The sequence below is a fragment of the Bacillus sp. IS1 genome, assembly GCF_032461585.1.
GTDB classification, from domain to species: domain Bacteria; phylum Bacillota; class Bacilli; order Bacillales; family Bacillaceae; genus Bacillus; species Bacillus velezensis.
The window spans coordinates 453051-478420 of the sequence record NZ_JAWCWR010000002.1; the positions used below are offsets into that span (position 1 = coordinate 453051).

Annotated in this window: 27 protein-coding genes; 18 read left to right on the forward strand and 9 right to left on the reverse strand. The window is 48.0% G+C overall.

All coding sequences use genetic code 11. The features are described 5' to 3' along the window. Positions 1-11: 11 nt before the first annotated feature. Positions 12-587: an undecaprenyl-diphosphatase gene (locus RUW00_RS10385; RefSeq protein ID WP_012118646.1), complete on the reverse strand. Its 576-nt coding sequence runs from the start codon at positions 585-587 to the stop codon at positions 12-14. Between the two features lie 164 nt (positions 588-751). Between RUW00_RS10385 and ftsW the strand changes: the two genes are divergently transcribed. Next, positions 752-1906: a putative lipid II flippase FtsW gene (gene ftsW, locus RUW00_RS10390; protein WP_022553910.1), complete on the forward strand. Its 1155-nt coding sequence runs from the start codon at positions 752-754 to the stop codon at positions 1904-1906. 52 nt (positions 1907-1958) lie between these two features. Here the strand turns inward: ftsW and RUW00_RS10395 are convergent, their stop codons facing one another. Both RUW00_RS10395 and RUW00_RS10400 read right to left on the reverse strand, forming a co-directional pair. After that, positions 1959-2309, reverse strand: coding sequence for a P-II family nitrogen regulator (locus RUW00_RS10395; RefSeq protein WP_014419080.1), 351 nt, complete (start codon positions 2307-2309; stop codon positions 1959-1961). 17 nt (positions 2310-2326) lie between these two features. Further along, the gene (locus RUW00_RS10400; RefSeq protein ID WP_003151223.1) at positions 2327-3538 is read right to left on the reverse strand and encodes an ammonium transporter; all 1212 of its coding nucleotides are present in this window, start codon (positions 3536-3538) and stop codon (positions 2327-2329) included. A 253-nt stretch (positions 3539-3791) separates the two neighbouring features. On the opposite strand from RUW00_RS10400, the gene RUW00_RS10405 reads away from it, so the two are divergent. From RUW00_RS10405 to RUW00_RS10415, 3 genes are all read left to right on the forward strand, one after another. Next, the gene (locus RUW00_RS10405) at positions 3792-4358 is read left to right on the forward strand and encodes an isochorismatase family protein (RefSeq protein WP_012118644.1); all 567 of its coding nucleotides are present in this window, start codon (positions 3792-3794) and stop codon (positions 4356-4358) included. Next, positions 4355-5719: an MFS transporter gene (locus tag RUW00_RS10410; RefSeq protein ID WP_280144683.1), complete on the forward strand. Its 1365-nt coding sequence runs from the start codon at positions 4355-4357 to the stop codon at positions 5717-5719. The genes RUW00_RS10405 and RUW00_RS10410 overlap by 4 nt, the downstream gene beginning before the upstream one ends. Positions 5720-5881: 162 nt before the next feature. Beyond that, positions 5882-7336 carry an NCS1 family nucleobase:cation symporter-1 gene (locus tag RUW00_RS10415; RefSeq protein WP_280144682.1) on the forward strand — a complete coding sequence of 485 codons (1455 nt, stop codon included), beginning with the start codon at positions 5882-5884 and terminating at the stop codon, positions 7334-7336. Positions 7337-7371: 35 nt separating this feature from the next. Here RUW00_RS10415 and RUW00_RS10420 read toward each other — a convergent pair whose 3' ends face one another. Further along, the gene (locus RUW00_RS10420) at positions 7372-8568 is read right to left on the reverse strand and encodes an MFS transporter (protein WP_014419077.1); all 1197 of its coding nucleotides are present in this window, start codon (positions 8566-8568) and stop codon (positions 7372-7374) included. A gap of 22 nt (positions 8569-8590) precedes the next feature. After that, the gene (locus tag RUW00_RS10425) at positions 8591-9004 is read right to left on the reverse strand and encodes a MarR family winged helix-turn-helix transcriptional regulator (protein ID WP_007407562.1); all 414 of its coding nucleotides are present in this window, start codon (positions 9002-9004) and stop codon (positions 8591-8593) included. A 331-nt stretch (positions 9005-9335) separates the two neighbouring features. On the opposite strand from RUW00_RS10425, the gene spoIIID reads away from it, so the two are divergent. The 4 genes from spoIIID (at position 9336) to RUW00_RS10445 (ending at position 12602) form a co-directional block, all read left to right on the forward strand. Then, entirely contained in the window at positions 9336-9617 is a 282-nt protein-coding gene (gene spoIIID, locus RUW00_RS10430; RefSeq protein ID WP_003151236.1) for a sporulation transcriptional regulator SpoIIID, read from the forward strand. Positions 9618-9797: 180 nt separating this feature from the next. Beyond that, the gene (gene mbl / locus RUW00_RS10435) at positions 9798-10799 is read left to right on the forward strand and encodes a cell shape-determining protein Mbl (protein WP_003151237.1); all 1002 of its coding nucleotides are present in this window, start codon (positions 9798-9800) and stop codon (positions 10797-10799) included. Positions 10800-10958: 159 nt separating this feature from the next. Further along, positions 10959-11756: a flagellar hook-basal body complex protein FlhO gene (locus RUW00_RS10440; RefSeq protein ID WP_007614310.1), complete on the forward strand. Its 798-nt coding sequence runs from the start codon at positions 10959-10961 to the stop codon at positions 11754-11756. 24 nt (positions 11757-11780) lie between these two features. Then, entirely contained in the window at positions 11781-12602 is an 822-nt protein-coding gene (locus RUW00_RS10445; protein ID WP_014419076.1) for a flagellar hook-basal body protein, read from the forward strand. A gap of 17 nt (positions 12603-12619) precedes the next feature. Here RUW00_RS10445 and RUW00_RS10450 read toward each other — a convergent pair whose 3' ends face one another. Next, entirely contained in the window at positions 12620-13684 is a 1065-nt protein-coding gene (locus RUW00_RS10450; RefSeq protein WP_017418759.1) for a tetratricopeptide repeat protein, read from the reverse strand. Positions 13685-13879: 195 nt separating this feature from the next. On the opposite strand from RUW00_RS10450, the gene fabZ reads away from it, so the two are divergent. Beyond that, the gene (gene fabZ, locus RUW00_RS10455) at positions 13880-14305 is read left to right on the forward strand and encodes a 3-hydroxyacyl-ACP dehydratase FabZ (protein WP_003151242.1); all 426 of its coding nucleotides are present in this window, start codon (positions 13880-13882) and stop codon (positions 14303-14305) included. Positions 14306-14361: 56 nt separating this feature from the next. After that, a complete protein-coding gene (gene mscL / locus RUW00_RS10460; RefSeq protein WP_014419073.1) occupies positions 14362-14757 on the forward strand; it encodes a large conductance mechanosensitive channel protein MscL in 396 nt (131 codons plus the stop codon). 45 nt (positions 14758-14802) lie between these two features. On the opposite strand, the gene RUW00_RS10465 is transcribed toward mscL, so the two are convergent. Then, the gene (locus RUW00_RS10465) at positions 14803-15213 is read right to left on the reverse strand and encodes a YwpF-like family protein (RefSeq protein ID WP_007407558.1); all 411 of its coding nucleotides are present in this window, start codon (positions 15211-15213) and stop codon (positions 14803-14805) included. Positions 15214-15385: 172 nt separating this feature from the next. Between RUW00_RS10465 and RUW00_RS10470 the strand changes: the two genes are divergently transcribed. From RUW00_RS10470 to RUW00_RS10485, 4 genes are all read left to right on the forward strand, one after another. Then, positions 15386-15739: a hypothetical protein gene (locus RUW00_RS10470; protein ID WP_003151247.1), complete on the forward strand. Its 354-nt coding sequence runs from the start codon at positions 15386-15388 to the stop codon at positions 15737-15739. 97 nt (positions 15740-15836) lie between these two features. Beyond that, positions 15837-16178 carry a single-stranded DNA-binding protein gene (locus tag RUW00_RS10475; protein WP_007614303.1) on the forward strand — a complete coding sequence of 114 codons (342 nt, stop codon included), beginning with the start codon at positions 15837-15839 and terminating at the stop codon, positions 16176-16178. A gap of 208 nt (positions 16179-16386) precedes the next feature. Further along, positions 16387-17169 carry a transcriptional regulator GlcR gene (locus RUW00_RS10480; RefSeq protein WP_003151250.1) on the forward strand — a complete coding sequence of 261 codons (783 nt, stop codon included), beginning with the start codon at positions 16387-16389 and terminating at the stop codon, positions 17167-17169. After that, on the forward strand, positions 17166-18023 hold the full coding sequence (locus RUW00_RS10485; protein ID WP_014419072.1) for a Cof-type HAD-IIB family hydrolase: 858 nt from the start codon (positions 17166-17168) through the stop codon (positions 18021-18023). Before RUW00_RS10480 ends, RUW00_RS10485 begins: the two co-directional genes overlap by 4 nt. A gap of 112 nt (positions 18024-18135) precedes the next feature. Here RUW00_RS10485 and RUW00_RS10490 read toward each other — a convergent pair whose 3' ends face one another. After that, positions 18136-20910 carry a DEAD/DEAH box helicase gene (locus RUW00_RS10490; RefSeq protein WP_103526574.1) on the reverse strand — a complete coding sequence of 925 codons (2775 nt, stop codon included), beginning with the start codon at positions 20908-20910 and terminating at the stop codon, positions 18136-18138. After that, a complete protein-coding gene (locus RUW00_RS10495; protein ID WP_014419070.1) occupies positions 20897-22507 on the reverse strand; it encodes an SWIM zinc finger family protein in 1611 nt (536 codons plus the stop codon). The genes RUW00_RS10490 and RUW00_RS10495 overlap by 14 nt, the downstream gene beginning before the upstream one ends. A 203-nt stretch (positions 22508-22710) precedes the next feature. Between RUW00_RS10495 and RUW00_RS10500 the strand changes: the two genes are divergently transcribed. From RUW00_RS10500 to RUW00_RS10515, 4 genes are all read left to right on the forward strand, one after another. Continuing rightward, on the forward strand, positions 22711-22854 hold the full coding sequence (locus RUW00_RS10500; RefSeq protein WP_003151259.1) for a YwzD family small protein: 144 nt from the start codon (positions 22711-22713) through the stop codon (positions 22852-22854). 215 nt (positions 22855-23069) lie between these two features. Further along, entirely contained in the window at positions 23070-23816 is a 747-nt protein-coding gene (gene tkmA, locus RUW00_RS10505) for a protein-tyrosine kinase activator TkmA (RefSeq protein WP_007407552.1), read from the forward strand. Next, positions 23803-24492 carry a CpsD/CapB family tyrosine-protein kinase gene (locus RUW00_RS10510; protein ID WP_021494829.1) on the forward strand — a complete coding sequence of 230 codons (690 nt, stop codon included), beginning with the start codon at positions 23803-23805 and terminating at the stop codon, positions 24490-24492. The genes tkmA and RUW00_RS10510 overlap by 14 nt, the downstream gene beginning before the upstream one ends. Before the next feature lie 45 nt (positions 24493-24537). Then, the gene (locus tag RUW00_RS10515; RefSeq protein WP_103526575.1) at positions 24538-25302 is read left to right on the forward strand and encodes a tyrosine-protein phosphatase; all 765 of its coding nucleotides are present in this window, start codon (positions 24538-24540) and stop codon (positions 25300-25302) included. Positions 25303-25370 lie beyond the last annotated feature (68 nt).

Sequence of the window (25370 nt, forward strand, 5' to 3'; positions counted from 1 at the left end):
CCGGCTTTTTTTTATATATTATGGTTTGTCGATTTGCTTTTATGAACGATACTTTCATAGATTCGCACGATCAGATCGACAATCGGACGAAGCACATTTGAAAATCTGAACAGCAGGAATCCGACAATGAGGGAAACGATAATGCTTCCGAGCACATCGATCGGATAATGGTGGCCGACCCAAATTCTTGAGAAGCCGGTCAAAAGGCCGAAAATCACAAGCGGCCAGCCGAGTTTTTTGTTGCGGAACAGAATCGCAATTGAAATCGCCAAAGCGCCTGTCGTATGGTCACTCGGAAATGAAGCATCCGCGGCATGAGGGATCAGCGTATGAACCGTATGCTCGACAAAGGGGCGCGGCTCGATATAGACCTTCGTGATGAGGTAGTTGACGATAAGCGCCGCAACACCCGTGAAGCCCGCGTACAGGGCGTTTTGTCTGCCTTTTGTGCTTCCAAACAGCCACATGGCAAGCAGGAAAAGGGCGTAGGCGTAAATGGCGTATTCCGTAATAAATACCATGATAGAGTCGAGAATGGCACTATGGTGCGACAAACCATTGATCGCTTTAAATAGTTCGTAATTCACAAATATCACCTTTTATCTTTATTTTATATGAACAGTGTAATGCTTTTTTCTATGAGACACAATTGGTATTAAAAATAATCATAAAAAAGTAAACAGAATGAAACGTGACTGTATTACTGTGCGTCAAGTATGCGGGAAAAGAATAGCCGAAGGAGTTTTGTCCGTTGCTGAAACGTTTGAAAAACGCCGATCTGCCGCTTGTGTTTGTCATTATGCTGCTTTGCGGATTCGGCTTGTTAATGGTGTACAGCGCCAGTGATGTGATGGGGTCTCAGCGGTACGGAGATCCATCCTATTTCTTCCATAAACAAAGTACCTCTTTACTGATCGGATTATGCTTATTTCTATTTGCCGCCTGTCTGCCGTATAAGCGGTATGCGCGGCTTGTACCGCTGTTTGTGGTCGGTTCGCTGGTATTGCTGCTGCTCGTATTGATACCGGGAATCGGGCTGGAGCGGAATTTTTCCCGCAGGTGGCTGGGAGCGGGCCCGCTTGTTGTACAGCCGTCTGAATTGGCGAAGATCGCCATGATTTTGTATTTCGCTTCGATTTATACGAAAAAGCAGCCGTACATTCATCAATTTGTGAAAGGGGTTCTGCCGCCTTTAGTGATTTTGGGGACCGCTTTTCTGCTGACATTGGCGGAGCCTGATTTAGGGACGGCTTCCTTAATCCTGGCGGCGTGCGGGTCGATTTTATTATGTGCCGGCTTGAAAAAGCGCCATCTGTTCGTGCTCGGCGCGACGGCGGTGTCCGGGGTTGTTTATCTCGCATTTTCCGCTTCCTATCGTGTGAAGCGCCTCGTTTCCTTTACCAATCCGTTTGGTGACACGAACGGGGACGGCTATCAGCTGATTCAATCCTATTTTGCTATTTCCGGAGGCGGGTTTTTCGGAAGAGGGCTTGGAAACAGTGTTGAAAAAATGAACTATCTGCCTGAGGCGCATACTGATTTCATTATGGCCGTGATCAGCGAAGAGCTGGGGATATTCGGTGTTCTGATCGTTTTGGGATTATATTTTGCGTTAATGCTTCTCGGCGTAAAAACGGCCGTGCGGGCTGATGACCCGTTCGGGAAGCTTCTTGCCATCGGAATTACGTTTCAATTAATGTTTCAGGTTGTATTGAATTTGGGAGCGATGAGCGGACTCCTCCCGGTTACCGGTGTGCCGCTTCCGTTTATCAGCTACGGCGGTTCTTCATTGATTATGACGCTGTTTTTGTGCGGCATACTGGTCAATATCAGTACTTATGCGAAAAAACAACCCGTACGGCATAAGCGGCCTGTCCCGCATGAAAAAAAGGTTTCTTCTTTTTAATGAAGCCAGAAAAAACGCCCGGGACATTTCTGTTTCCGGGCGTTCTATCTGTTTATAAAGCTTCTGGTCCTTCTTCTCCGGTGCGGATATTAATCGTGTTTCCGATTTCATAGACGAATATTTTGCCGTCGCCGGGCTCTCCCGTTTTCAGCACTTTTTTCGCCGTTTCCACCACTTGATCAACGGGAACCTTGCTGACAACGATTTCCACTTTCAGCCGTTCATACACATTGCTTTCAATTTTGACTCCGCGGTACAGTTCGGTGTGGGCTTTTTGAAGGCCGCAGCCGTGTACGTTGGAGAAGGTCAGCGATGTGACTCCGATTTTACCGAGTTCCTGTTTCAATGTTTCAAACTTAGCCGGACGCGTAACGATTTCTACCTTGAACATTTGACCGCTCATCTAAGCCACTCCTCACTTTATAAGTCCTGATATGCTTTTTCCCCGTGCATCGTTAAATCAAGCCCGAGTGACTCTTCTTCTTCACTGGCGCGCAGGGGAATGAACAGACCTACAATTTTAATGATAACGAAAGTGACAATAAATACAAATACATAGGTCGCCGCAATGGCCGCAATCTGCTTCCAGAGCAGTCCCGGATCGCCGTAAAACAGCCCGTTTGCCCCGCCGTCATTGACGGAAGTGGTGGCGAATAAACCGGTCGCGATGCCGCCCCATGTCCCCCCGATTCCATGCAGCCCGAAAGCGTCAAGCGCATCATCATAACCGAAAGTCTTTTTGAGCCAATAAACGCCCCAAAAGCAGACAAGTCCGCCGATGAAACCGATTACGATGGAAGAGAACGGCGTAACGAACCCGGCAGCCGGCGTAATGGCGACAAGCCCGGCGATAGCGCCTGATACAGCACCCAGCATGGTCGGTTTTTTGTTCAGCATCCATTCGATTAAAATCCAGCCGATAATTCCGGCTGCAGCCGCGGTGTTTGTGTTAATGAAGGCGAACATCGCGATACTGTCAAGCGTGAGGGCGCTGCCGACATTGAAGCCGAACCATCCGAACCAGATGAGCGCTCCGCCCAAGAACGTATAAATTAAATTGTGAGGGGAAGCCGCCGTGCCGTCTTTGCGTTTCCCGAGCACAATCGCCAGCACAAGCCCGGCGACTCCGGAAGAAATGTGGACGACGTTTCCGCCTGCGAAGTCAAGAGCGCCCATTTGGCCGATCCAGCCGCCGCCCCATACCCAGTGCGCAACGGGCGTATATACAAGGGAAGCCCACAAAAAGGAAAATACAAGAAAAGCACTGAATCTCATGCGTTCAGCAAATGCTCCTGAAATAATGGCCGTTGTCAGTACGGCAAACGTCATTTGGAACATCATGAACAAGGAATGCGGGATCGTATCACTGTAACTTCCGGGTTCAAAGCCGACCCCTTTCAGCCCCGCCCATTCAATCCCGCCAAGCCATGTATTGCCGGGGGCAAAAGCAAGTGAATATCCGTACAAAACCCAAACGACGGATACGATGGCGAGAGAAGAAAAACTATGCATCGCCGTGCTGAGCACGTTTTTGCTTTTTACCATTCCGCCGTAAAACAAAGCCAGCCCGGGGGTCATCAGCCACACGAGTAAAGCGCAAAAGAACATAAATACTGTATCGCCCATCTGCATGTTGTATTCCTCCGTCTCATTCAGAATGTAATTGTGATTAATTCATTATTATAGAGAAAAAAGAACGATAAAACATTTTCATGTAAGGTTATCTAACATGGTTTTTTTGCGTTCATAATGTTGCTTTTTCAAATGGGTGTCGTGCGACTTTATATCCATAAAAATAGCGCCGGAGCATGGCGGAAGAAATCCTGTCCGGGAAAGAGTAAAATAAACGGGGTGAGAAACACTAACTGCATCAGGAGGAATCATTATGACAACATCATTAAATCTGCAATTTGAAAAAACGGCTTTGGTCCTTATTGATTTACAAAAAGGCATTGTGCCGATTGATAAAAGCGGTACCGTTGTGCCGAACGCGAAAAAATTAATTGATGTGTTCCGGGAAAAAGGCGGATTTATCAGCTTTGTGAACGTGGATTTTCATGACGGAGCGGATGCGCTGAAGCCGCTGACGGATGAAGAGGCGGCGGGCCATTCGGCTCCGCCGGCGGATTGGGCTGAATTTGTGCCTGACATCGGAGTGAAAGAAAACGATTATACGGTAACAAAACGGCAGTGGGGCGCGTTTTTCGGCACGGACCTGGACCTTCAGCTCAGAAGACGGGGAATCGACACAATTGTGTTATGCGGGATTGCGACAAACATCGGTGTGGAAAGCACGGCGCGAGAAGCTTTTCAGCTCGGGTATCAGCAAGTTTTCGTAACTGACGCGATGGCGACATTCAGCGATGAACAGCACGAAGCGACACTCAAGTTTATCTTCCCGAAAATCGGCAGAAGCCGGACGACGGAAGAATTTATCGCACAGACAAAATGACAATCTCCAAAAAAAGCCGCGTCCTGTTTTTGACGGCCGTGGCTTCGGGGACGATGCTGAACCCATTGAACTCGTCGATGATTTCTCTTGCGCTTCACAGTATTCAGCATGAATTTCACCTGTCGTTTACAACGGTGTCCTGGCTGATATCGTCCTTTTATCTTGCCAGCGCGGTGGCGCAGCCTGTTACCGGGAAGCTCGGTGATATGCTCGGCAGGAAGAAGCTGTTTTTGATCGGGCTTCTGCTTGTTGCTGTCTCGGCGGTCGGCGCGCCGTTTGCGCCGACTTTCATGACTTTGCTGATCATGCGGCTTTTTCAATCGATCGGTAGCAGTGCGATATATCCGTCCGGCGTCGGATTGATCCGTTCAAATATACGGGAGAAGCAGGCTTCGGCGCTGGCCGTCCTGTCAATCTTTGCATCTGCCATGACGGCGCTCGGTCCGACTCTCGGCGGTTTTCTGATCGTTTGGGGAGGGTGGCCGGCAATCTTTTTCGTCAATCTGCCGTTTATCATTCTCAGCTTTTTTCTCGGAATGTATATGTTTCCGAAAGATGAAAAACGCGAGATCGGCGGCTTGAAAGGCGTGATTCGCCAGCTTGATACGATCGGGATACTCCTGTTTGCCGGGGCGATCATCCTTCTCCTGTCGTTTTTATTGTCCTTCAGTACGAAGCCTCATTATACAGAAGGTGTATTCGGGCTTTTGTTTGTCGGGCTGTTTATCTGGCGCGAGCTGAAAACAGAGAAGCCGTTTATTGATGTCAGGCTGTTTAAAACGCATCGGAAACTATCGTCGGTGTATATTCAATTTATTTTGCTGAATATATTCTTTTACTGCATCTTTTTCGGGCTTCCGAGCTATTTTCAGGATGAAATGCATTTGTCCGTTCAGACAAGCGGATTGATTATGCTGTTTATGTCGGGCATGAGTATTCTGGTGTCGCCTCTGACCGGAAAATGGATAGATAAGAAAGGGCTTCTTCAGCCGATTGTTGCCGGAACCTGCCTGACCGCGATCGGAGCGGTGCTGTTAACGTTTTTCTTTCTTCAGGCGCCTATGATAGGAAAAGGGCTGATCCTGTCCGTGCTGGGTGTCGGCTACGGCTTCGGAAATGTCACGTTTCAGGCGGCCATGCTGAAAACGAGCCCCGCCGACATGGTCGGAACAACGTCCGGCCTGTTTCAGACCTGCCGGTATCTCGGTTCGATTTTGTCTTCTGTCATTTTGGGCATTCTTTTCGGAAAAGAAATTACCGCCGGCCATTTTCATATGCTCGGCACGATTCTTATCGTTGTCGGCGCTGTAAGCCTTTTGATGGCATTCCGGTTTTCGGTTCTCCTCAAAAAAGCCTCTTAACAGGCGCAAAAAAAGAGACGGGCTCTCCCCGTCTCTTTTTTTGTGTAATGTGCTCAAAAATTAAAACGATTATTGTCGACAGCGACCAATGTTATTTACGGAATTTTCAGTTATATTTTTTCACATGTGATGTAAGGAAAACGTACATGCGGGAGGGAGAAAATGAAAAAAACAACGAGTGATCGGCTAAGCAACAAAGATTTACTGCCTTTAGAAGACAGCGAACGGACATGGAAAGCGGTGAATTTTGCATCCATCTGGATGGGTTGTATTCATAATATCCCGACCTACGCGACTGTGGGCGGGCTCATTGCGATCGGTCTTTCTCCGTGGCAGGTGCTCGCCATTATCGTGACGGCGTCACTCATTTTGTTCGCCGCTTTGGCCTTGAACGGCCATGCCGGAACGAAATACGGCCTGCCTTTTCCGGTCATTATCAGGGCTTCTTACGGAATATACGGGGCTAACATTCCGGCGCTTCTCAGGGCGTTTACAGCCATCATGTGGCTCGGAATTCAAACATTTGCCGGAAGCACGGCTTTGCACATTCTGCTTTTGAATATATGGCCGGGCTGGGGGAGTCTCGGCGGAGATTGGAATATATTCGGGCTTCATCTGCCGGGTTTTCTGTCGTTCATTTTCTTTTGGGGCATTCATCTGCTTGTGCTGCGGCACGGCATGGAATCAATCAAAAAATTTGAAGTGTGGGCGGGTCCGCTTGTTTATCTCGTCTTCGGCGGCATGGTCTGGTGGGCGATAGATATTGCCGGCGGGCTCGGACCGATTTACTCACAGCCGGGAAAGTTCCATACATTTTCTGAAACGTTTTGGCCGTTTGCCGCCGGAGTGACGGGTATTATCGGAATATGGGCGACGCTGATTCTGAATATCCCTGACTTCACCCGGTTCGCCGCGTCGCAAAAAGAACAGATTCGCGGCCAGTTTTACGGCCTGCCGGGAACGTTTGCGCTGTTCGCGTTTGCGAGCATTACAGTGACATCCGGATCACAGGTAGCATTCGGAGAACCGATTTGGGATGTGGTGGAGATTTTGGCCCGGTTTGATAATCCTTTTGTTATCGCTCTTTCGGTCATCACACTTTGCATCGCCGCCGTCTCGGTTAACGTGGCGGCAAACATCGTGTCACCGGCCTATGACTTGGCGAATGTCCTGCCGAAGTATATTACATTCAGGAGGGGAGGGTATTTGACCGCCGTTTTGGCCCTGTTCACAATACCGTGGAAGCTGATGGAGAGCGCCACGAATGTTTATGCGTTTCTCGGACTCATCGGCGGGATGCTCGGACCGGTGGCCGGGGTGATGATGGCTGATTATTTTATCATCAGAAAAAGGCAGCTCTCAGTTGAAGACCTTTATTCGGAAACCGGACAGTATACTTATTACAAAGGCTATAATTACCGGGCCTTTGCCGCGACTTTTCTCGGCGCGTTTATTTCTTTAATCGGGATGTACGTCCCGGCGTTCGCCGGCATCTATGATATTTCCTGGTTTGCGGGTGTCATTTTGTCATGTCTCGGTTATACGGCGCTTATGTATATTCATCCTCCTTATGTAAAAGCGGCGGGACGAGTCGTGCGGGAAAGAGCGGCCGAATAAAAAAAGCCGGGGGCTGCCCCCGGCTTTTTGTCATATCAGTCTGCGATTGAAACGTTTCCGTCCGCTTCAAGCGGCGTTCTTTTTTTCTGGCTCCAGCCATACAGGAGCAATGCAATCAGGACGAACAGCCCCGCTGCCAGATAAATCGAATGGAATCCGGCGGAAGCGACGAAGAGGCCGAATACATAGGACCCGCCGGCAATCCCGCTGTCAAAGAAAGTGAAGAAGGTAGCCGTCGCAAAGCCTGAACGGTGTCCGGGCGAGTTCTGAATCGCCAGCGTCTGCATACACGGTACGATAGAGCCGTATCCGAGACCGATTACGGCACCGGACAAGAGAAGCATGAGGGCGCTGTTTGTCATCGCCAGCATGCAAAGCCCCGCGGAGAACACGATAATCGACGGATAGATGACGATTCCCGGCCCCACTCTGTCAAACAGCTTTCCTGTGAAAGGACGGGCGGCCATCATCGTCACTGCGAAACAGACGAAGAAATAGCCGCTGACATCCAACAGGTGGATCGTCTTTGCATAAACGGATAAATATGAAGTCACACTTGAATAACAGAAAGAAATGGACAACCCGACAATCGCGATTTTAAGCGCGCCTTTTTCAAACATGTCGGAGAAAGAAAAACGGAAGACTGTCGTTCCGCTGTTGTTTTGATCCGGCACACGAATCATAAAAGCAATTAACAAGCCTAAAGAAACAAATACGGCAAAAATCGTAAAGAAAACCGGGAACGAAATGACTTTCACAAGGCTCAGCCCGAGAAAAGGACCGATCGCCATGGCAAGGTTCATAGACATCGCGAAATAACCGAGCCCCTCGCCGCGCCGCTTGGCGGGAATAATGTCAGCGGCAATTGCGCCCGTGACCGTCGTTAAAATGCTGAACCAGATGCCTTGGAAAAAACGCAGTCCGAGCAGCAGATAGAAATTGTGTATCGGCAAATACAGATAAGAAGACAGGGCGAACAGCGCCAGAGATACAATCGTCATTCTTTTCTTGCCGAACCGTTCAATAATCGCCCCTGAAAAAGGACGGGTGATAATAGCAGATAACAGGAACAGACTGATCAAAAGCCCTCCTTGCGATTCACTGCCGCCAAGCTCCTGAATCATATAGATAGGCAGCACGGCCAAAAATGTATAAAAGAACACAAAGACAAATAAATTCACGAGTACGACCATAATAAAATCTTTGGTCCAGATCGAGTCAGATTTACTCAAAAGTACAGCACTTCCCTTTTTATTATTTCGTTAAAAACACATTCAGAAACTCAGAAAAAGCTTCCTTATCTCCATCTTGGAAATCCGCAAGCATGTCTTCCTCGAACTTCAGCATCTCTTGATTGATGCTGTCGTATTTCAATTCAGCTTCCTTCGTCAGGACGACGAGCTTTTCCCGCTTGTCTTCTCCCTGTTCCCGCTGAATCCAGCCGTTTTCTTCAAGGCGTTTGATCGTTCTGGTAACGGTCGGCGCCTCAACGTTCAGATAGGACCAGATTTCTTTTTGGGTCATCGGTCCGATCGTTTTTAAGCAATATAGGATTGACCATTGAGAGGAGTACAGGCCGAATGGTTCCAGCCGTTCATTGGCTTTCTTCGTAATCAGGCGGGCGCATTGATTGATTTGATGAATGAGGCGTCTGTTGACGTGGATCATTTCCGTTCTCCTTTTCAAAAAACTTACCTAAGTAACTAATTGCGCTGTTTCATTCTACAGCAGGATCGCGCGGATGTAAACCCCCCGATCAAAAAGCAGAAAATTATGACCCGCCCCTTGTCCTTATTGAGTTTTTAGCATATTCCCAATTCATTGCTAATACACTGTTACAAACCTATCAAAGAGAGTGTTTGAGGTGAGGGATCGTGGGCATATTTCTAAAACCTTCTTATATAATCGGACAACGAAGAAGCTGCATCATCAGTGAATTTGTTACAGAATACGGATCTCATTTCACACTTCTCACATCCAACTGGGGAGGTCGAGTGGTGTGCACGATTACATCAAAGAGCGAACAATCAAGATTGGTAAGTATATCGTGGAGACGAAAAAAACCGTTCGTGTCATTGCGAAAGAGTTTGGTGTTTCCAAAAGTACCGTACACAAAGATCTGACGGAGCGCCTGCCTGAAATTAATCCTGACTTGGCGAATGAAGTAAAAGAAATACTCGATTATCATAAATCCATCAGACATTTAAGAGGGGGAGAGGCGACGAAATTAAAGTACAAGAAGGATGAAATTCTTGAAGGGGAGCCCGTTCAGCAGCCGTAGCGCCTGACGTCTGCCGGGCCCTTTTTTCTCCTCCCGGGCGGTTTCGCGAATATCCGCAAAATTTTGTCAAGAACTTATATCGTTCAGCAGCTTTTTTTTGATAAATTATGATAATATATATAATTAGGGCACAATGTGGATATTTTACTGTGAAACAGATATCAAGGAGGATATAAATAGATGTTTGCAAGGGATATTGGAATTGACCTCGGTACTGCAAATGTACTGATCCATGTAAAAGGAAAAGGAATTGTTCTGAATGAGCCTTCCGTTGTGGCACTTGATAAAAACAGCGGCAAAGTGCTGGCTGTCGGTGAAGAAGCCAGACGAATGGTTGGACGTACACCTGGGAATATTGTTGCGATCCGTCCGCTGAAAGACGGCGTAATCGCAGACTTCGAAGTAACAGAAGCCATGCTGAAACATTTCATTAATAAGCTGAATGTAAAAGGACTTTTCTCAAAACCGCGCATGCTGATCTGCTGCCCGACGAATATTACATCCGTTGAGCAAAAAGCGATTAAAGAAGCAGCTGAAAAAAGCGGCGGAAAGCATGTGTACCTTGAAGAAGAACCGAAAGTTGCCGCTATCGGCGCGGGTATGGAAATCTTCCAGCCGAGCGGTAACATGGTTGTTGACATCGGAGGCGGTACGACAGATATCGCAGTTATTTCTATGGGCGATATTGTCACCTCCTCTTCTATTAAGATGGCTGGGGACAAGTTTGACATGGAAATCTTAAATTATATCAAACGCGAGTATAAGCTGCTGATCGGTGAACGTACCGCTGAAGATATTAAGGTGAAGGTCGCAACGGTTTTCCCAGACGCACGTCATGAAGAAATCACCATCCGCGGCCGTGACATGGTTTCCGGTCTGCCGAGAACGATTACAGTAAACAGCAAAGAAGTAGAAGAAGCCCTTCGTGAATCAGTTGCCGTCATTGTGCAGGCCGCCAAGCAGGTTCTTGAAAGAACACCGCCTGAATTGTCCGCTGACATCATCGACCGCGGCGTTATCATTACCGGCGGGGGAGCGCTGTTAAACGGGCTTGACCAGCTTCTTGCCGAAGAGCTGAGGGTGCCTGTTCTTGTCGCTGAGAACCCGATGGATTGTGTTGCGGTCGGAACCGGCGTCATGCTGGATAACATGGACAAGCTTCCAAAACGCAAACTGAGCTGATGATAAAACCTCATTCTGAAAAAGAATGGGGTTTTTTTCTGCCAAACCCTTCACGAACGGGAATGTAAATCCGATAATAAGAAAAAATGCTGATTTTCATTATAGAACAAATGTTCCGGTGAGGCAACTGGAAATAATGCTATTTCAGAGGTGGAAGACTTGTTAAAAGGATTATATACCGCAACGTCCGCAATGATTACACAGCAGAGAAGAACGGAAATGCTGTCAAATAACATCGCAAACGCGAATACATCAGGGTACAAAGAGGATCAAGGTTCAATCCGCGCCTTTCCCGAGATGCTTCTGAGCCGAATAGAAGGCGATAAAAAAACGAAAATCGGCTCCGTCAACACAGGCGTATACATGCAGGAGCTGAAACCGTTGTTTACGCAGGGAAGCCTGAAAACGACCGATCAGCCGACGGATATCGCGCTGATGGAGAATCAGGTTCCCAAGAATGCCGAAACGAATGAAAACGCCGAGCTGTTTTATCCCGTGCAGACCGCGGGCGGCGTCCGCTATTCAAAAAGCAGCACTTTCTCATTAAATGAAAACAATCAGCTTACGATAAACGGAAACCTTGTGTTATCAACAAACGGACAGCCGATTACAGTCGACAATGAAAAATTCACCGTATCAGAAAACGGAACGGTCACGACAAACGGCCGGCCGGCGGGGCAGATTGACATCAGAATGGAAGAAGACGTGCGCAATCTGAAACGGGACGGCAATGACCTATACAGCACGGCCGACGGCTCTGAACTGCCGAGCGCGGCGGCGAATCCCCAAGTCTCGTATTCATTAAAGCAAGGCGTCTCGGAGCTTTCGAACGTGGACGTGACGAGCACGTATACAGAAATGACGGAAGCATACAGATCATTTGAAGCCAATCAGAAAGTCATTCAGGCTTACGATAAAAGCATGGATAAAGCCGCAAATGAAATCGGCAAAGTGTAACAAAATGGGGGACGTTCAATTATGATGCTCAGATCAATGCTGACGGCTTCAACAGCCTTAAATCAGCTTCAGCAGCAGATGGATACAGTCAGCAGCAACCTTTCAAACAGTGATACGACAGGCTATAAAGCGAGGGACTCCCGCTTTTCCGAGCTGATCAGACAGCAGTATGACCATATAGATGACAAAAAGGAAAATTCGCCGGACATGCGGAAAACGCCGCCCGGCCTGCGTCTCGGCGCCGGAACGGTCATGACCCCGCAGCTGGACTCAGGGCAGGGAAGCATCAAAAAAACCGACCGTGACCTTGATATCGCGTTCACATCACCTTATCAATATCTTCAGGCAGAAGCGGACGGACGGCGGGTGTATACAAGGGACGGCTCACTTTCCCTCAAGCCGGCCGGCGGAAATGACCGGCTGCTTCAGCTGATGACAGCGGGAGGCAATCCCATTCTCGATGAGAACGGTCAGCCCATACAAATTGACAGTTCGCTGACTCAGCTGAAAATCAGCAAAACCGGAACGCTGACTGCTTCAGACCAGGCGGGAACCCGTTCGCAGACGTTTAATCTCGGCATCGTCAATGTCAATAATCCTCAGGCGCTTCATGCGGAAGGGGATAATCTGTTTTCCGTAAACGGCGCGGGGGCTTCAGCGATTGAAGAGCTTACCGGCGCAAACCGGCAGGCAATCGGCATGGAGCAGGGCGCGCTTGAAAGTTCAAATGTCGATATGTCAAAAGAAATGACCGACTTAATCGTGTCTCAGCGTTCCTATCAGCTGAACAGCCGCACGATTACATTGGGAGACCAAATGCTGGGCTTAATCAACTCAGTCAGATAAAAGAAGGGGCGTTTTGATCAGCCGCGCATGATAAAAAATGCGGCTTTCTCAAAATCGCCCTTTTTTTTGTAGTAATCAGTAATATCCTGAAGCAGCACTTCCAAATCCACCCACGCTTCAATTTTCTGCAGCTCCAGCACAAGCTTCTGCAATCGGTCGTACGGGTCCTCCTGAGCGGTGTACAGTATGTTGAGCGCGGTCAGCTTCAATTTCATAATCTTGTTCTGCACTTTTTCAGATATGTATAAACCTTTCTGCAGCACGGTTTGTCCTTCGGCGGCAGAACCGGTTTTAAAAAGTGCTCTGACCGCTTCGTATACACAATGAAGGTAGGAAACGGGAGACTCTTTCTCGAAACGCTGATTGCCCAATACCTTTTTGTAAAAAGGGAGGGCCTCTTTATCTTTTTTCTGGGCGGTCTTTAAAAAACCAAAATTATAATAGGCGTGGCACAGCAGGTTATTGTCATTGATCCGGTCCGTTATCTTTATGGATTCATTAAAGAGCTGTTCTGCGTCTTCATAGCGTGCCTCGTCTATATAATTCACGGCGAGAAGCAGCCGGCAGCTGAGCGTTTTTTTGATGTAGCCGGCTTCATCTTGATAGATTTCCAGCGCTTTATTGACATATTGAATGGAGAGCGCAGGCGACTTCATCATGTAATATGCACCCGCTGTTTTATAATAAAATTCAGCGGCTTCGAAACGGTCCTGTATGGCCGGCAGGTACTGTTCAGCTTCTTTAAAGCGGCAGACAGCACGGTTCGGAGCGCCATTCACCATATGGAATAACCCTTTGAAAAAATAGAAATAATAAGTTAATTCATGATCCATCTCATCTTTGCGCCGCTTCAGCTCGCAGAACAGTTTATTCAGACCGTCTTTTTTCTCAAACAGCAGCTGAAACCGTGCGAAAAACAGCTGATATCTGAGTTTGAGCTTTGCATTCTTTTGTAATTTGGGGAGATGCTGATTGATTTGTTCGTGAAGGGAACGGGCTAGATCGAATTGGCGTTTTCCCATGGCGTCATACCACTCATTCAGCATCACCCGCGTACGTTTTTCAGTAAACTTAGCAATCATCTTCCAACCTCTTTGCATAGGGTAAAAATCTTTATTTATCATAACACATTAATGGACGAGGCTCATTGCCAGCTGGTTACAGTTTACAGCGCGGTTGAAAAAGAAATTGATTCATAATATACTTCCAAATGTACAGATTGGTTGCCACATATACCTTCTATACATACTATTGTCGATGAAGGAGATGTCAAGAGAATGCTTGATACTCAGCAAATTAAAGAAATTATTCCCCATCGCTATCCGTTTCTTCTGGTAGACAGAATTACGGAAGTCGAAGAAGGAAAACGGGCGGCGGGATATAAAAATGTGACGGCGAATGAAGATTTTTTCAACGGCCATTTTCCTGAATACCCTGTTATGCCGGGCGTATTAATCGTAGAGGCTTTGGCGCAGGTCGGAGCGGTTGCGATGCTGATTAAAGAAGAAAACCGGGGCAGACTTGCATTTTTTGCGGGGATTGATAACTGCCGTTTCAAAAAGCAGGTAAAACCGGGTGACAAGCTGGAGCTTGAGGTTGATATTACCCGCGCGCGCGGTACGATCGGACGCGGCAAAGGCGTTGCCAAAGTTGACGGCGAGCTCGTGTGTGAAGCTGAATTAACTTTTGCGCTCGGAGAATAAAAACAAACAAATGGGCTTATAAAAAAGCCCATTTTGTATAGAAAGGGGTGAATCTAATGTGGTCAGAATTTAAAAGCTTTGCGATGCGGGGCAATATCATGGATCTGGCAATCGGTGTCGTCATCGGCGGCGCTTTCGGCAAAATCGTGACGTCGCTCGTTGAAGACATCATCATGCCGCTTGTCGGCCTGCTTCTTGGCGGTCTTGACTTTTCAGGGCTGGCCGTGACATTCGGCGAGGCTCATATCAAGTACGGAAGCTTCATTCAAACGATTGTGAACTTCTTCATTATTTCATTTTCTATTTTTATCGTGATCCGCACAATAGGCAAGCTGAGACGTAAAAAAGAAGCAGAAGAAGAGGCTGAAGAAGCCGAGGAAACAGATCAGCAGACAGAACTGCTGACTGAAATCAGAGATCTGCTGAAACAGCGGGCTCCTCACAATGACTAAGGCACAAAAAAAGGCTGGATGATTAACGTCCGGCCTTTTTCATGATTATAATTTTTGTTTAAACGCTTCAATCAGCCGGCTGCCCGAGTAGCCTTCTTTCACGAGCGACTCCAGAATGCTTTCTGATCCGGGGTGGTTTCTTGACACCATTTGACCGTAAATTAAAACTTGTATACTTCTTTCCAGCTCGACGATATTTTTGATGCTTCCCGTCAGCTGGGCGGGACGGTTGCTTTTTTTCGTAATCGTTACAAACACCTTCGCTTCTTTCTGGCTTTTCATCAGCATGTCAAAAAAAGAAAAGTGTTCGGCCGGGACCAGTGCTTCAATTAACCAGTGATTTTCTCCGTCCTCTTTGTTAATAATCAATCCGTCTAAAAGGGGAAACTGCTCAATCGGCTGATCGTCTTTATCTAAACGTTCCACATTCAGATCAACCAGTTTAAAGGTTTTCATCTCTTATTTTCACCCCTGTTGTCCATGTTTTTCGTTCATTTATTATAACACATATCATTTTTCCCGGGAAAATGCTGTAAGACATGCTTCATCATTTTTGTAGGTGGTCAACATTTAATCATTTCTATTTTTTCATTATAATGTAAAAGAATATGGTCATGGAGAGATGCTTATGAATCAATTGCGCCTGAAGGAAATCTATATAGAAGACGGTTCAAGGCGAAAAGACGATCATTCCTACTTGGTATGCAAAAAGGAAGATTGTGAGGTGCATCTTAACAGAAGGGGAAATGTCGTCTTTTTATATGAAACAAAAGACCGCATGGAACAGTATAAAATTCAGCTTTCACTGACTGATAAAAAGCTGAGTTTTTACTGGTTCGCATGGGACGGCGGAAAGTTTGTCCGCATGTTTGAGAAAGACTGGCTCAAAACGAAACTTTTCTCGCGGCTGCTCAAAAATACATATTACATAAGCGGTCAAAAACAAAAGTTTTTTTTATCAGAAAGAAAAACGAAAACATAAGAGCAGCCTGAACGGATAACGGCTTTTTCCGCTTTTTGCTTTCAAGAGCCCTTGTACTACAATGAAGCCAGCCTCGAAAAAGAGAGGAGGATACGGCTTGTTTAACCACGTTATGCTTGTCGGGCGGCTGACGAAAGACCCGGAGCTCCGTTTTACATCAGCGGGCATTCCCGTCGCGCATATTACGCTGGCGGTAAACCGCAATTTTAAAAGCGCGTCGGGTGAAACCGGAACCGACTTCGTCAACTGCACCATCTGGAGAAAAAACGCTGAAAACACGGCATTGTACTGCCAAAAAGGGTCAATGGTCGGTGTGAGCGGCAGAATCCAGACGAGAAGCTATGAAAAGACAGACGGCGTAAAAGTTTATGTGACCGAGGTCATGGCTGATACCGTTCGGTTTATGGATCAAAAACAGAAAGAGCCGCTGGCTGAATAGCATGCTTTTCTCCTCGATTTCCCGCCATTCAGCGGGCCCCGCAATACCTCCTTCCCACTCGCCAGTCGAAAGACTGGTTTTTTTGTGCGGGAGCTAAAAAATGGTTAAAAAGAAGTGATTTCGCTTATGAATACTTAAAAACATTGAATATATCGGGATAAAAACTTATAATTACTTACAGATAAGTGACGAAAAAGGGAATGAGGACGTGTATCAAGAAGAAAGACTGATTGCGATAATGGAATATTTGAAACAGCATCGGCGGATCACCGCTGAACAGATATGTTCGCTGCTTCATATTTCAAGAGATACCGCAAGAAGGGACCTTGTAAAGCTGAAAGAGCGCGGGGCCATTATCAGAACACGGGGCGGTGCGATTCTGCCGTCGGTGAATCAGGAAGTTCCTGGCTATTCGGGCCGGCTGAAAACTGTTTCTGAAGAGAAAAACAAAATCGGCAAGCTGGCCGCATCCCTGATCCATAAAGGAGACCGGATCATCCTGGACACCTCGACAACCGTGCAGGCCTGCGCGGAGCATTTAAATGTCACCGGCTGCACTGTTATTACAAATTCGATCAATCAGGCCGATATCCTTTCCGCAAAAGAGGGAATTGATATTCACCTGCTCGGCGGAAAGCTCCAGAAGGAACACCGGTTTTTATACGGGGCTTCCGTCGTAGAAAAACTGGGGGATTATCACGCCGATAAGGTGCTGATCGGCGTTGTCGGCATCTCGGAAAACGGCCTGACGATACCTCATGAAGAAGACGGCATGGTAAAGCGTAAAATGATCCGACAGGCGGAACAGGTGATTGCGCTGAGCGATCACTCCAAGCTTGGCCGTACGAGTTTTTATCAGTATGCAGACCTGCACGAGGTTGACCTGCTGATTACCGATCGGCTGCCTGATCAGGATTTTTGCGATCTGCTCGACCGGCACGGCGTAGAATTGCTTGTAACTGAATCTGAAGAAGAGGATGAGGACATGTGAAACTGATTGCCATAGATCTGGACGGCACACTGCTGAACAGCAGTCATCAAGTAAGCGATGAAAATGAGCGGGCTTTAAGGGAAGCCCGGCAAGCGGGAATTGAAATCGTGGTTTCCACGGGACGCGCGCATTTTGACGTGCATTCCATATTCGAACCGCTCGGCATAAAAACGTGGGTCATCAGCGCAAACGGAGCCGCCATTCATGCTCCTGACGGCAGCCTGTACCACTGTGATGCGATTGAAGAAACAAGAGCCCGCGGCATTTTGTCATGGCTTGAAGAGAATCAATATTACTATGAGGTGTTTACAAACAAAGCCATCTATACGCCTGAAACCGGCAGGCAGCTGCTCGATATCGAAATGGACCGGGTGAAAAGCGCCAATCCGGAAACCGATCTTTCCGTTTTGGAACAGGCGGCTTCAGTGCAATACAGCCAGTCCGGCTTTGCTTACATTCATTCATACCGTGAGCTCTTTGAGAAAGAAGAGCATCTGGATTTTTATAATATTCTCGGATTTTCGTTTGATGAGCGGAAGCTGAAAGCGGGCTGGGACCGATTCAGCGGTCAGAAAGATCTCACCCTTGTCAGCTCTGCCGACCACAACTTCGAACTGGCGTCTCGAAACGCCTCTAAAGGGCAGGCGCTCAAACGGCTGGCGCAAAAGCTCGGCATTCCGATGGCTGAAACCGCCGCGGTCGGTGACAGCTTAAATGACTATTCAATGCTTCAGGCGGCCGGAAAAGGCATAGCGATGGGGAATGCGAGAGAAGATATTAAGGAGATCGCTGATGCCGTTACATTGACAAATGATCAAAACGGCGTTGCGCATATGATCAGGAATTTACTGTGAAAGGTATGGCGATACTGTTCATGACTGGCGTGACGCATTCATGGCAAATGCGGCGTAACAGTAAGGACGACATAAAAGACCGGCTCTTCTGAGAGAGCCGGTCTTTTTGCGTTTAATGTGATTGCGCCGATGCGCTGAGGGTGAATAATTCTTCAAGCTCATCGGATGACAGCTCGGTAATCCAATTTTCACTTTGGATAATCTGATCGTTCAGCGTTTGTTTCGTTTCTAGCATGGCATCAATTTTTTCTTCAATCGTTCCCGTCGTAATGAGTTTGTGAACATGGACGAACCGTTCCTGGCCGATTCGGTAGGCGCGGTCGGTCGCCTGGTTTTCCACCGCCGGATTCCACCATCTGTCATAGTGAATGACATGGTTGGCAGCCGTCAGGTTCAGGCCGGTTCCGCCCGCTTTCAGTGACAAAATCAGCGTCGGGTATTCTTTCTTCTGGAACCGTTCGACGAGAGAATCGCGTTCCAGCTTGGACAGGCTTCCGTTTAAAAACTGAACCGGTTCTCCGAATGCTTTTTCCAGGAGGCGTTTCATCATGTTGCCCATCTGAATGTATTGGGTGAAAATGAGGCAGCTTTCCCCTTGTCCGCGGATCGCCGCCATTAAATCAAGCAGCTTTTCCAGTTTGACGGATCTCCCGTTTAACAGCTCTGTCTGTTCTTCCTTCAAATAGAGCGCAGGATGGTCGCATACTTGTTTCAAGCGGCCGAGCATGCTCAAAATCAGCGCTTTCCGCTGCATCCCGGTCAGAGAAGCCATATGTTCAAATGTATCTTTGACAAGCTGTTCATAAAGGGATGCCTGTTCGGCTGAGAGCGGGATAAACTCTTTTTGTTCCAGCTTGTCAGGAAGATTAAGCGCCACTTCTTCATCCCGTTTTGTCCGGCGCAGTAAAAACGGCCGGATTAACTGCTGAAGCTGGTTGATTCTTTTTTCGTCACGGTCTTTCTCAATCGGCAGCACATAGCGTTTATGAAAGCCGGTCAGACTGCCGAGATAGCCTTTGTTCATAAAATCAAAGATCGACCAAAGCTCTGTCAGGCGGTTTTCCATCGGTGTTCCGCTCAGCGCGATATGATGGACGCCTTTCAGCTTTCTGATCGCGCGGGACTGCTTCGTATGCGCGTTTTTAATATTTTGCGCTTCATCAAGGCAGATGGTGCTCCATGTCACGGAAGAAAGCTCTTCCTGATCGGCGTGCGACAGGCCGTAAGAAGTAAGAACGACGTCCGCGTCCTGATAGGCCGGGACAAATGCTTCCCCCTTCGGCCGGCGGGGGCCGTAATGAAGCACGGCCTTCAGCTGCGGCGCGAAGGTCTGGAGCTCACGCTGCCAGTTGCCGAGCACCGATGTCGGCGCAATGATTAAGGCAGGCGCTTTTTGCCGGCCGCTTTCCTTCACATGGAGAAAATAAGCGATCATCTGAATCGTCTTTCCAAGTCCCATGTCATCTGCGAGACAGGCGCCGAAGCCGTTTTCCCGTAAAAACAGAAGCCAGTTCATGCCGTACATCTGATAAGGGCGGAGCTGGCCCTGAAACGCGGCGCTGACTTCATGTTCCGGCAGATCCCGGGCTTCCGTCAGTTTGCGGATCAGGCTTCTGAGATGCTTTGATAATTCGATCTTGATCCCGGCAAATGCCGATGAGTCAATGATGTCCGTGTCCTCGGCTCCGTTTTCCCCGTGATCCATCAGTTCGCGCGCCAGCACGTCGGACATGTGGAGGCCCTCAGATTCCGCTTTTTCCATCAGTTTTTTCATCTGTTTAATAAATTGCGGATCAATTTTCACCCATTGGCCGCGGATGTTGACGAGACGTCTGTTGTTTGCGACAAGCTCATTGAATTCATCCTCTGTCAGCTCAATTCCGTTAGTGGCGAATCTCCAGTTGAAATCAAGCAGAGCGTTCATACCGACGAAGGACTCGCCCCGCGGGGAGGATGACACTTTCGCCTTAAGCATCATATTGCTGTCCCGGACAATCTGCCACCATGATGGGAGAAGAATCTCCACACCCATATTGACAAGCGTCTCACTCGCTTCCGATAAGAAGATCCAAGCCTCTTCTTCAGAAATCAGCGTCGTTCCTGAATCAAACGAAAGCCAGGGAACCGTTCTTCGGAAGCGGTCCTGTTCGCGCGCGATTTTTCCGCTGTATGCCTGCCACGCTTTTTTCAGTCCCTTCAGTCCGTCAAAAAAGGTGATGGAGCCGGTTTTTTTCTCACGTAAAAACATTTCGATTTTCCAGTCGTCACCGTCGAAATCAGGCTCGTTTAATCGAAGCCCGACGGTAAACGGCGTCACATCGTCATGCCAGCCGATTCCCTCGAGAAAATCATCTTCATCCAAAAAGGAGCCTTTAAACGTATGAACGGCCGGTGAGCGGGTTTCGATCCGCCGCCATTTTTCCAGCAGGTCATCATTGTACTGAATGTAGTCCTGGACCGCGGCTGAGAACCAGTCTGCCGTAAAGCCTTCCAGCAAAAGCTCGCGGTCTTTGAAACGCAGGACGCCATTTTGCCAAGCCTCATAGTCCGGAAGAAAATCGCCGTCGGCAATAAATTCGTATATCGTCGAAGCCGCTTCGATTAATGGTTCCGTTTCCTTTGTCAGCTGCACGGTGCTGAATGAATTGAACGAGTTTTTTCCGAGCAGCTCGACGGTCATCCACGGGCTGAGCAGAACGGCCGGAGTGCCTATGAAGCTGACGTCTTCAAGAAACGTTCCGTAAAAGGTGGACTCATGCCATTGGAACAAATGAGTCTTCATCTGACTGAGAGTAAGCGGCTGCTCCTTCTCATCATGGCTTGACAGCGTAAATGTCCAATCTTCCATTTGTTCTACATGAATGAAAATTTCCTTAAGACTCGCCATCAATCAACTTTCCTTTCTGCAATTCTTCTTGAAGGGCGCGCAGCCTCTTGTAACTTGCGCTCAGCCGGCTGATATACCGTTCCCATACCTGCTGTTTTTTTGCCTTTTTATAAAGCGTCCGCAGTTTTTTCAGATGGCGTGCAGCCTCTTTATAGGCGCTGCGGTTTTTTTGATCGATAAAAAAGGCCGCCGCCCGGTGATAGGAGGGGATGAGCGCTTCCGGATCACTGGCGGCAATTTCCTTCAGGATGTCCTTTTCGATTTCCCAGACGGAAAAACCGACGAGGCTGTGAATCTCCACCCACTCCGCGTACCGCCGTTTTTCGTACAGGTACTGGCTGTATTCGGTAAAGGTATAGGGAAGGCAGCCGGAAGCAAACCGTTCAAACAGCTGATCATCCCGTGAGTGCCGCGCGTAATCCGCCAATAGCGCGAACAGCTCTCCGATGATGTCGCGCATTTCTTTAAACGGCTTATCAAGCTTCGTATAGTTCACGGCAAGCGGTTCGATCCGGCCATACCATGTTTTCAGCCGTTTCCAGTCTTTTTTCGCGGTGAGTTCACCGAGCCATTGAAAAGTATACGGCAGCGCTTCAGGAGGGAAGCGGGACATATCTTGGAAGACCGCTTCATCATCTTTTTGCAAAAAGGCCAGATGAAGCCGTCCGAACCGCACTTCCGGCGAAAAACGGCGCCCGCTTTCCTGTGCGAGAATCTCCTGTTCACGCGCGACCCATTTCGGCCGGTTCAAAAGCGCGCTCCACATTTCACCGAATACCCGGAGGCGTTCGTATTGAAAAAGCTCTTCTTTCACAAGCAGTCTGCGCAGCACCGGGGGCGTCCGGTCTAAAAAAGGATCGAGTGAAAAAGACAAGGCGTACGTTTTCAGTCTGTCAATGGAGGAATAAATCGTATCCATCAGCTGTTCCACGTAGGGATTGATGCTGTAATAATCTTTTTCGGCATCCAATCTGCCTGACTCAATCAAAGTGAACATGTGAAGCCAGACGGCAAGCGCCGAATGAATCTGATATAAGCTTTTAAGCTCGGGTTTTTTCGGGGCGTGTTTTTTGAGCGCTGACAGATAGCCGTAATAAAGGCCCTGCATCGTCTGGCTTCCGGCCGGCGTCCGCGCCTCCCACAGCGAGAATTCCGAATCAAAAAAAGCGAGCCAGCTTGACAGCGACTCTTCATTCGGCAGCACTTTTTCCTGAAACTGCCGGCGGACAAGCTCCCTGCTTTCCTCAAGCTTTTCTCTTTCCAGCCAATGTTCGGTAAAGGTACCGACCCGCTCGAATTGGGCATATACGTAAAGAAAAACGGCCAGCACGTGGCGGCAGATCGCCTCAGACGGGCATGCGCAGCCGCTTTTCACCATGAAAAATAAGTTCAGCGTGACCCTTACAGGCACAACATCCTGCACATATGCGGAAATCTCTGTCGGGGTTTGAACCTGTATACGATAGACGGAATCCTGCCGATATAAAATGAGTGCTTTCTTCATCAGCTGAACATTGTCTTCATTGTAAGGAAGAAGTTCTTTAAGCTGTTCAGCCGCTGCGAGCACATCTTCTTTAGCAATCATATCCTGAAGCATGATTATCGCTCCTAACGAGTCACAAAATAAAAAGATTCCAATTCCTCTATTATATCGCAACACATGGCCCGGAAAAAGTTTTTCCTAAAAAAGGACATAAAAACCCGAATGTGTCGAATGATGTATTAGAGATTGCAAAACAGCACCCGACAGCATATAATAATCTTGTTTTCAATTTAATGGAAGCCGAAAGGAAACGAATGATGAAGAAAACGAAGTTAGATCAAGAGGAGTTTCTGAAGATTTTAATGCATGCGCACGACATCGGTGAGCAGTCCTCTGAGATGACCACAAAAGAAATGCTTGAGAATTTGATTTCTTATATTAAAAATGGATATGCAACATAAAATCCCGCAGGCTCTTGGCCGCGGGATTTTTTAATCTTCCTGTAACACCAGTATTTAAAGCGCTTACAAAAATAAAACAGATTGAAGTGATTGTCTATTTTTGTCGAATTTTGTCATTTGAAAAGGTTAGAAATGACAGTTTAAAGCTGTATAATCGTAATTGGAAAAGATCATTGGAGGGAATGGGAATACGCGGAAAGTGATATGGAGGTTATATGGGAGAATCTACAAGCATAAAGGAAATATTCGCAATACTGAGAAAGCGTCTGCTGTTTATACTTATTATTACCGCGGCGGCATCTGCCGCAGGCGGACTCATCAGTTTCTTCGCTCTTACGCCGGTCTATGAAAACTCAACTCAAATTTTGGTCAGCCAATCCAAAAACAATCAAAAAGAAGTCCAATTCAATGACGTTCAAACCAACCTCCAATTAATCAACACGTATAATGTCATCATCAAAAGCCCGGTCATCCTCGACGAAGTGATTAAACAGCTGCATCTGTCCATGACTTCGAAAGAGCTGGAATCGAAAATCACAGTGTCCAGCGAGCAGGATTCACAAGTCGTGACGATTGCCGTGAGGGATACGGATGCTAAGCGGGCGGCCGTTATGGCAAATGCGGTTGCAGCCGTTTTTCAGGACAAGATCACCGCCATCATGAACGTGGATAATGTCAGCATCCTTTCAAAGGCCGAAGCGGCGGACAGCCAGTCACCGGCAGAGCCTAACCGTAAGCTGAACATCGCGATTGCGTTTGCCGCCGGACTTTTGGGCGGAATCGGTCTCGCCTTTTTGCTGGAACATCTGGATAATACGATCAAATCGGAAGAACAGCTGGAATCGCTGCTCGGCATCCCGATCCTGGGAACGGTTACTTCAATCAGTACAAAAGACAGCGTTGCCAAAAACTTGAGGATGGCGGAAACCAAACAAGCGGGGGGCGGACATGTTGACGCGTAAAAAAGACAAACTCGGAAAACGAAGTGTGATTGCGATGTCTGAGCCGAAATCCATCAACTCAGAACAATATCGTACGATCCGCACAAACATTGAATTTTCTTCCGTTGATACGGAGGTGAAGTCCCTTTTGATTACATCCGCCGGCCCGGAAGAAGGAAAATCGACAACCGCGGCCAACCTTGCCGTCGTATTTGCACAGCAGGGGAAAAAAGTGCTTTTAATTGATGCGGATCTGCGCAAACCGACGGTTCATTTCACCTTCAAATTGGACAACGGAACCGGATTAACGTCACTGCTGTTAAAACAGATGCCGTTTCAGAAAGCCGTCCTGCCGGCTGATGAAGCAAACCTGGATATTTTAACGAGCGGGCCGATCCCGCCCAATCCGGCGGAGCTTTTATCGACGGGCGCCATGAAAGATCTTCTGTCAGAAGCCGGCGCAGTTTATGATAAGGTGATTTTGGATACGCCTCCCGTTTTGGCCGTAGCCGATACGAAAATATTAGGCAGCTACACTGACGGGGCCATTATGGTGATCTCAAGCGGGAAAACGGACAAGGAAAAAGCGGCCAAGGCGAAAGAAGCGCTCGATTACTGCCCGTGCAAGCTCCTTGGGGCCGTGATGAACGGGAAGAAACAAACGAAACACTCGGACTACGCCTATTACGGACAATAATGTCATAATGGGCGCGGTCCATTCTTTTTAAGGAGGGATTGAAATATGATAGATATCCATTGTCACATCCTTCCTTCCATAGACGACGGCGCGGCGGATGATACAGAAAGCCTGAAGATGGCGAGAGAAGCGGTCAGACAGGGGATTGATACGATCATCGCGACGCCGCATCATGTGAAATACCGCTATGACACGGACCGGCATACGGTCAGCGAAGCGGTCAGCATGTTAAACAAACGTTTGAATAAGGAAGGCATTCCGCTGACTGTTCTGCCCGGCCAGGAAATCAGAACAGACGGAGATCTGCTGACAGGTCTTCAAAGCGGCTCGCTTGTCCCGCTCCATGATACGAAGTATGTGCTGGCGGAATTTCCGGCGGATCATGTCCCGGCCTACGCTGAAAGGCTGTTTTATGAACTGCAGCTGAACGGATATGTCCCCGTCATCGCCCATCCGGAGCGGAACAGGGAAATTCGCGAAAACCCTTCCGTTCTATACAGTCTTGTGAAGAAAGGCGCGGCCGCCCAAGTGACGGCCGGCTGCATTGCCGGAGTATTCGGGCGGAAAGCGAAATCCTTTTCGCTGCAGCTGATGGAAGCGAATTTGATCCACTTTCTCGCATCTGACGCCCATAATCTCGGACCGAGAAATTTTTATTATCAGGAGGCGCTCGGCGTTCTGAAAAAAGAAGCAGGGGCTGAGCTGATTTACATGCTCACGGAAAATGCGGCGCTTCTCGCTGAAAACAAAGCCGTTTATAAGGAACCTCCGCTGCCTGTGGCCCGCCGTAAGCGCTGGGGTCTTTTTTAATCGTCGTCTCCATCCCGTTTAAATGAAGCGTAAGCGGCTGTTTTGCAAGATGATTCTTTTATGCTTAT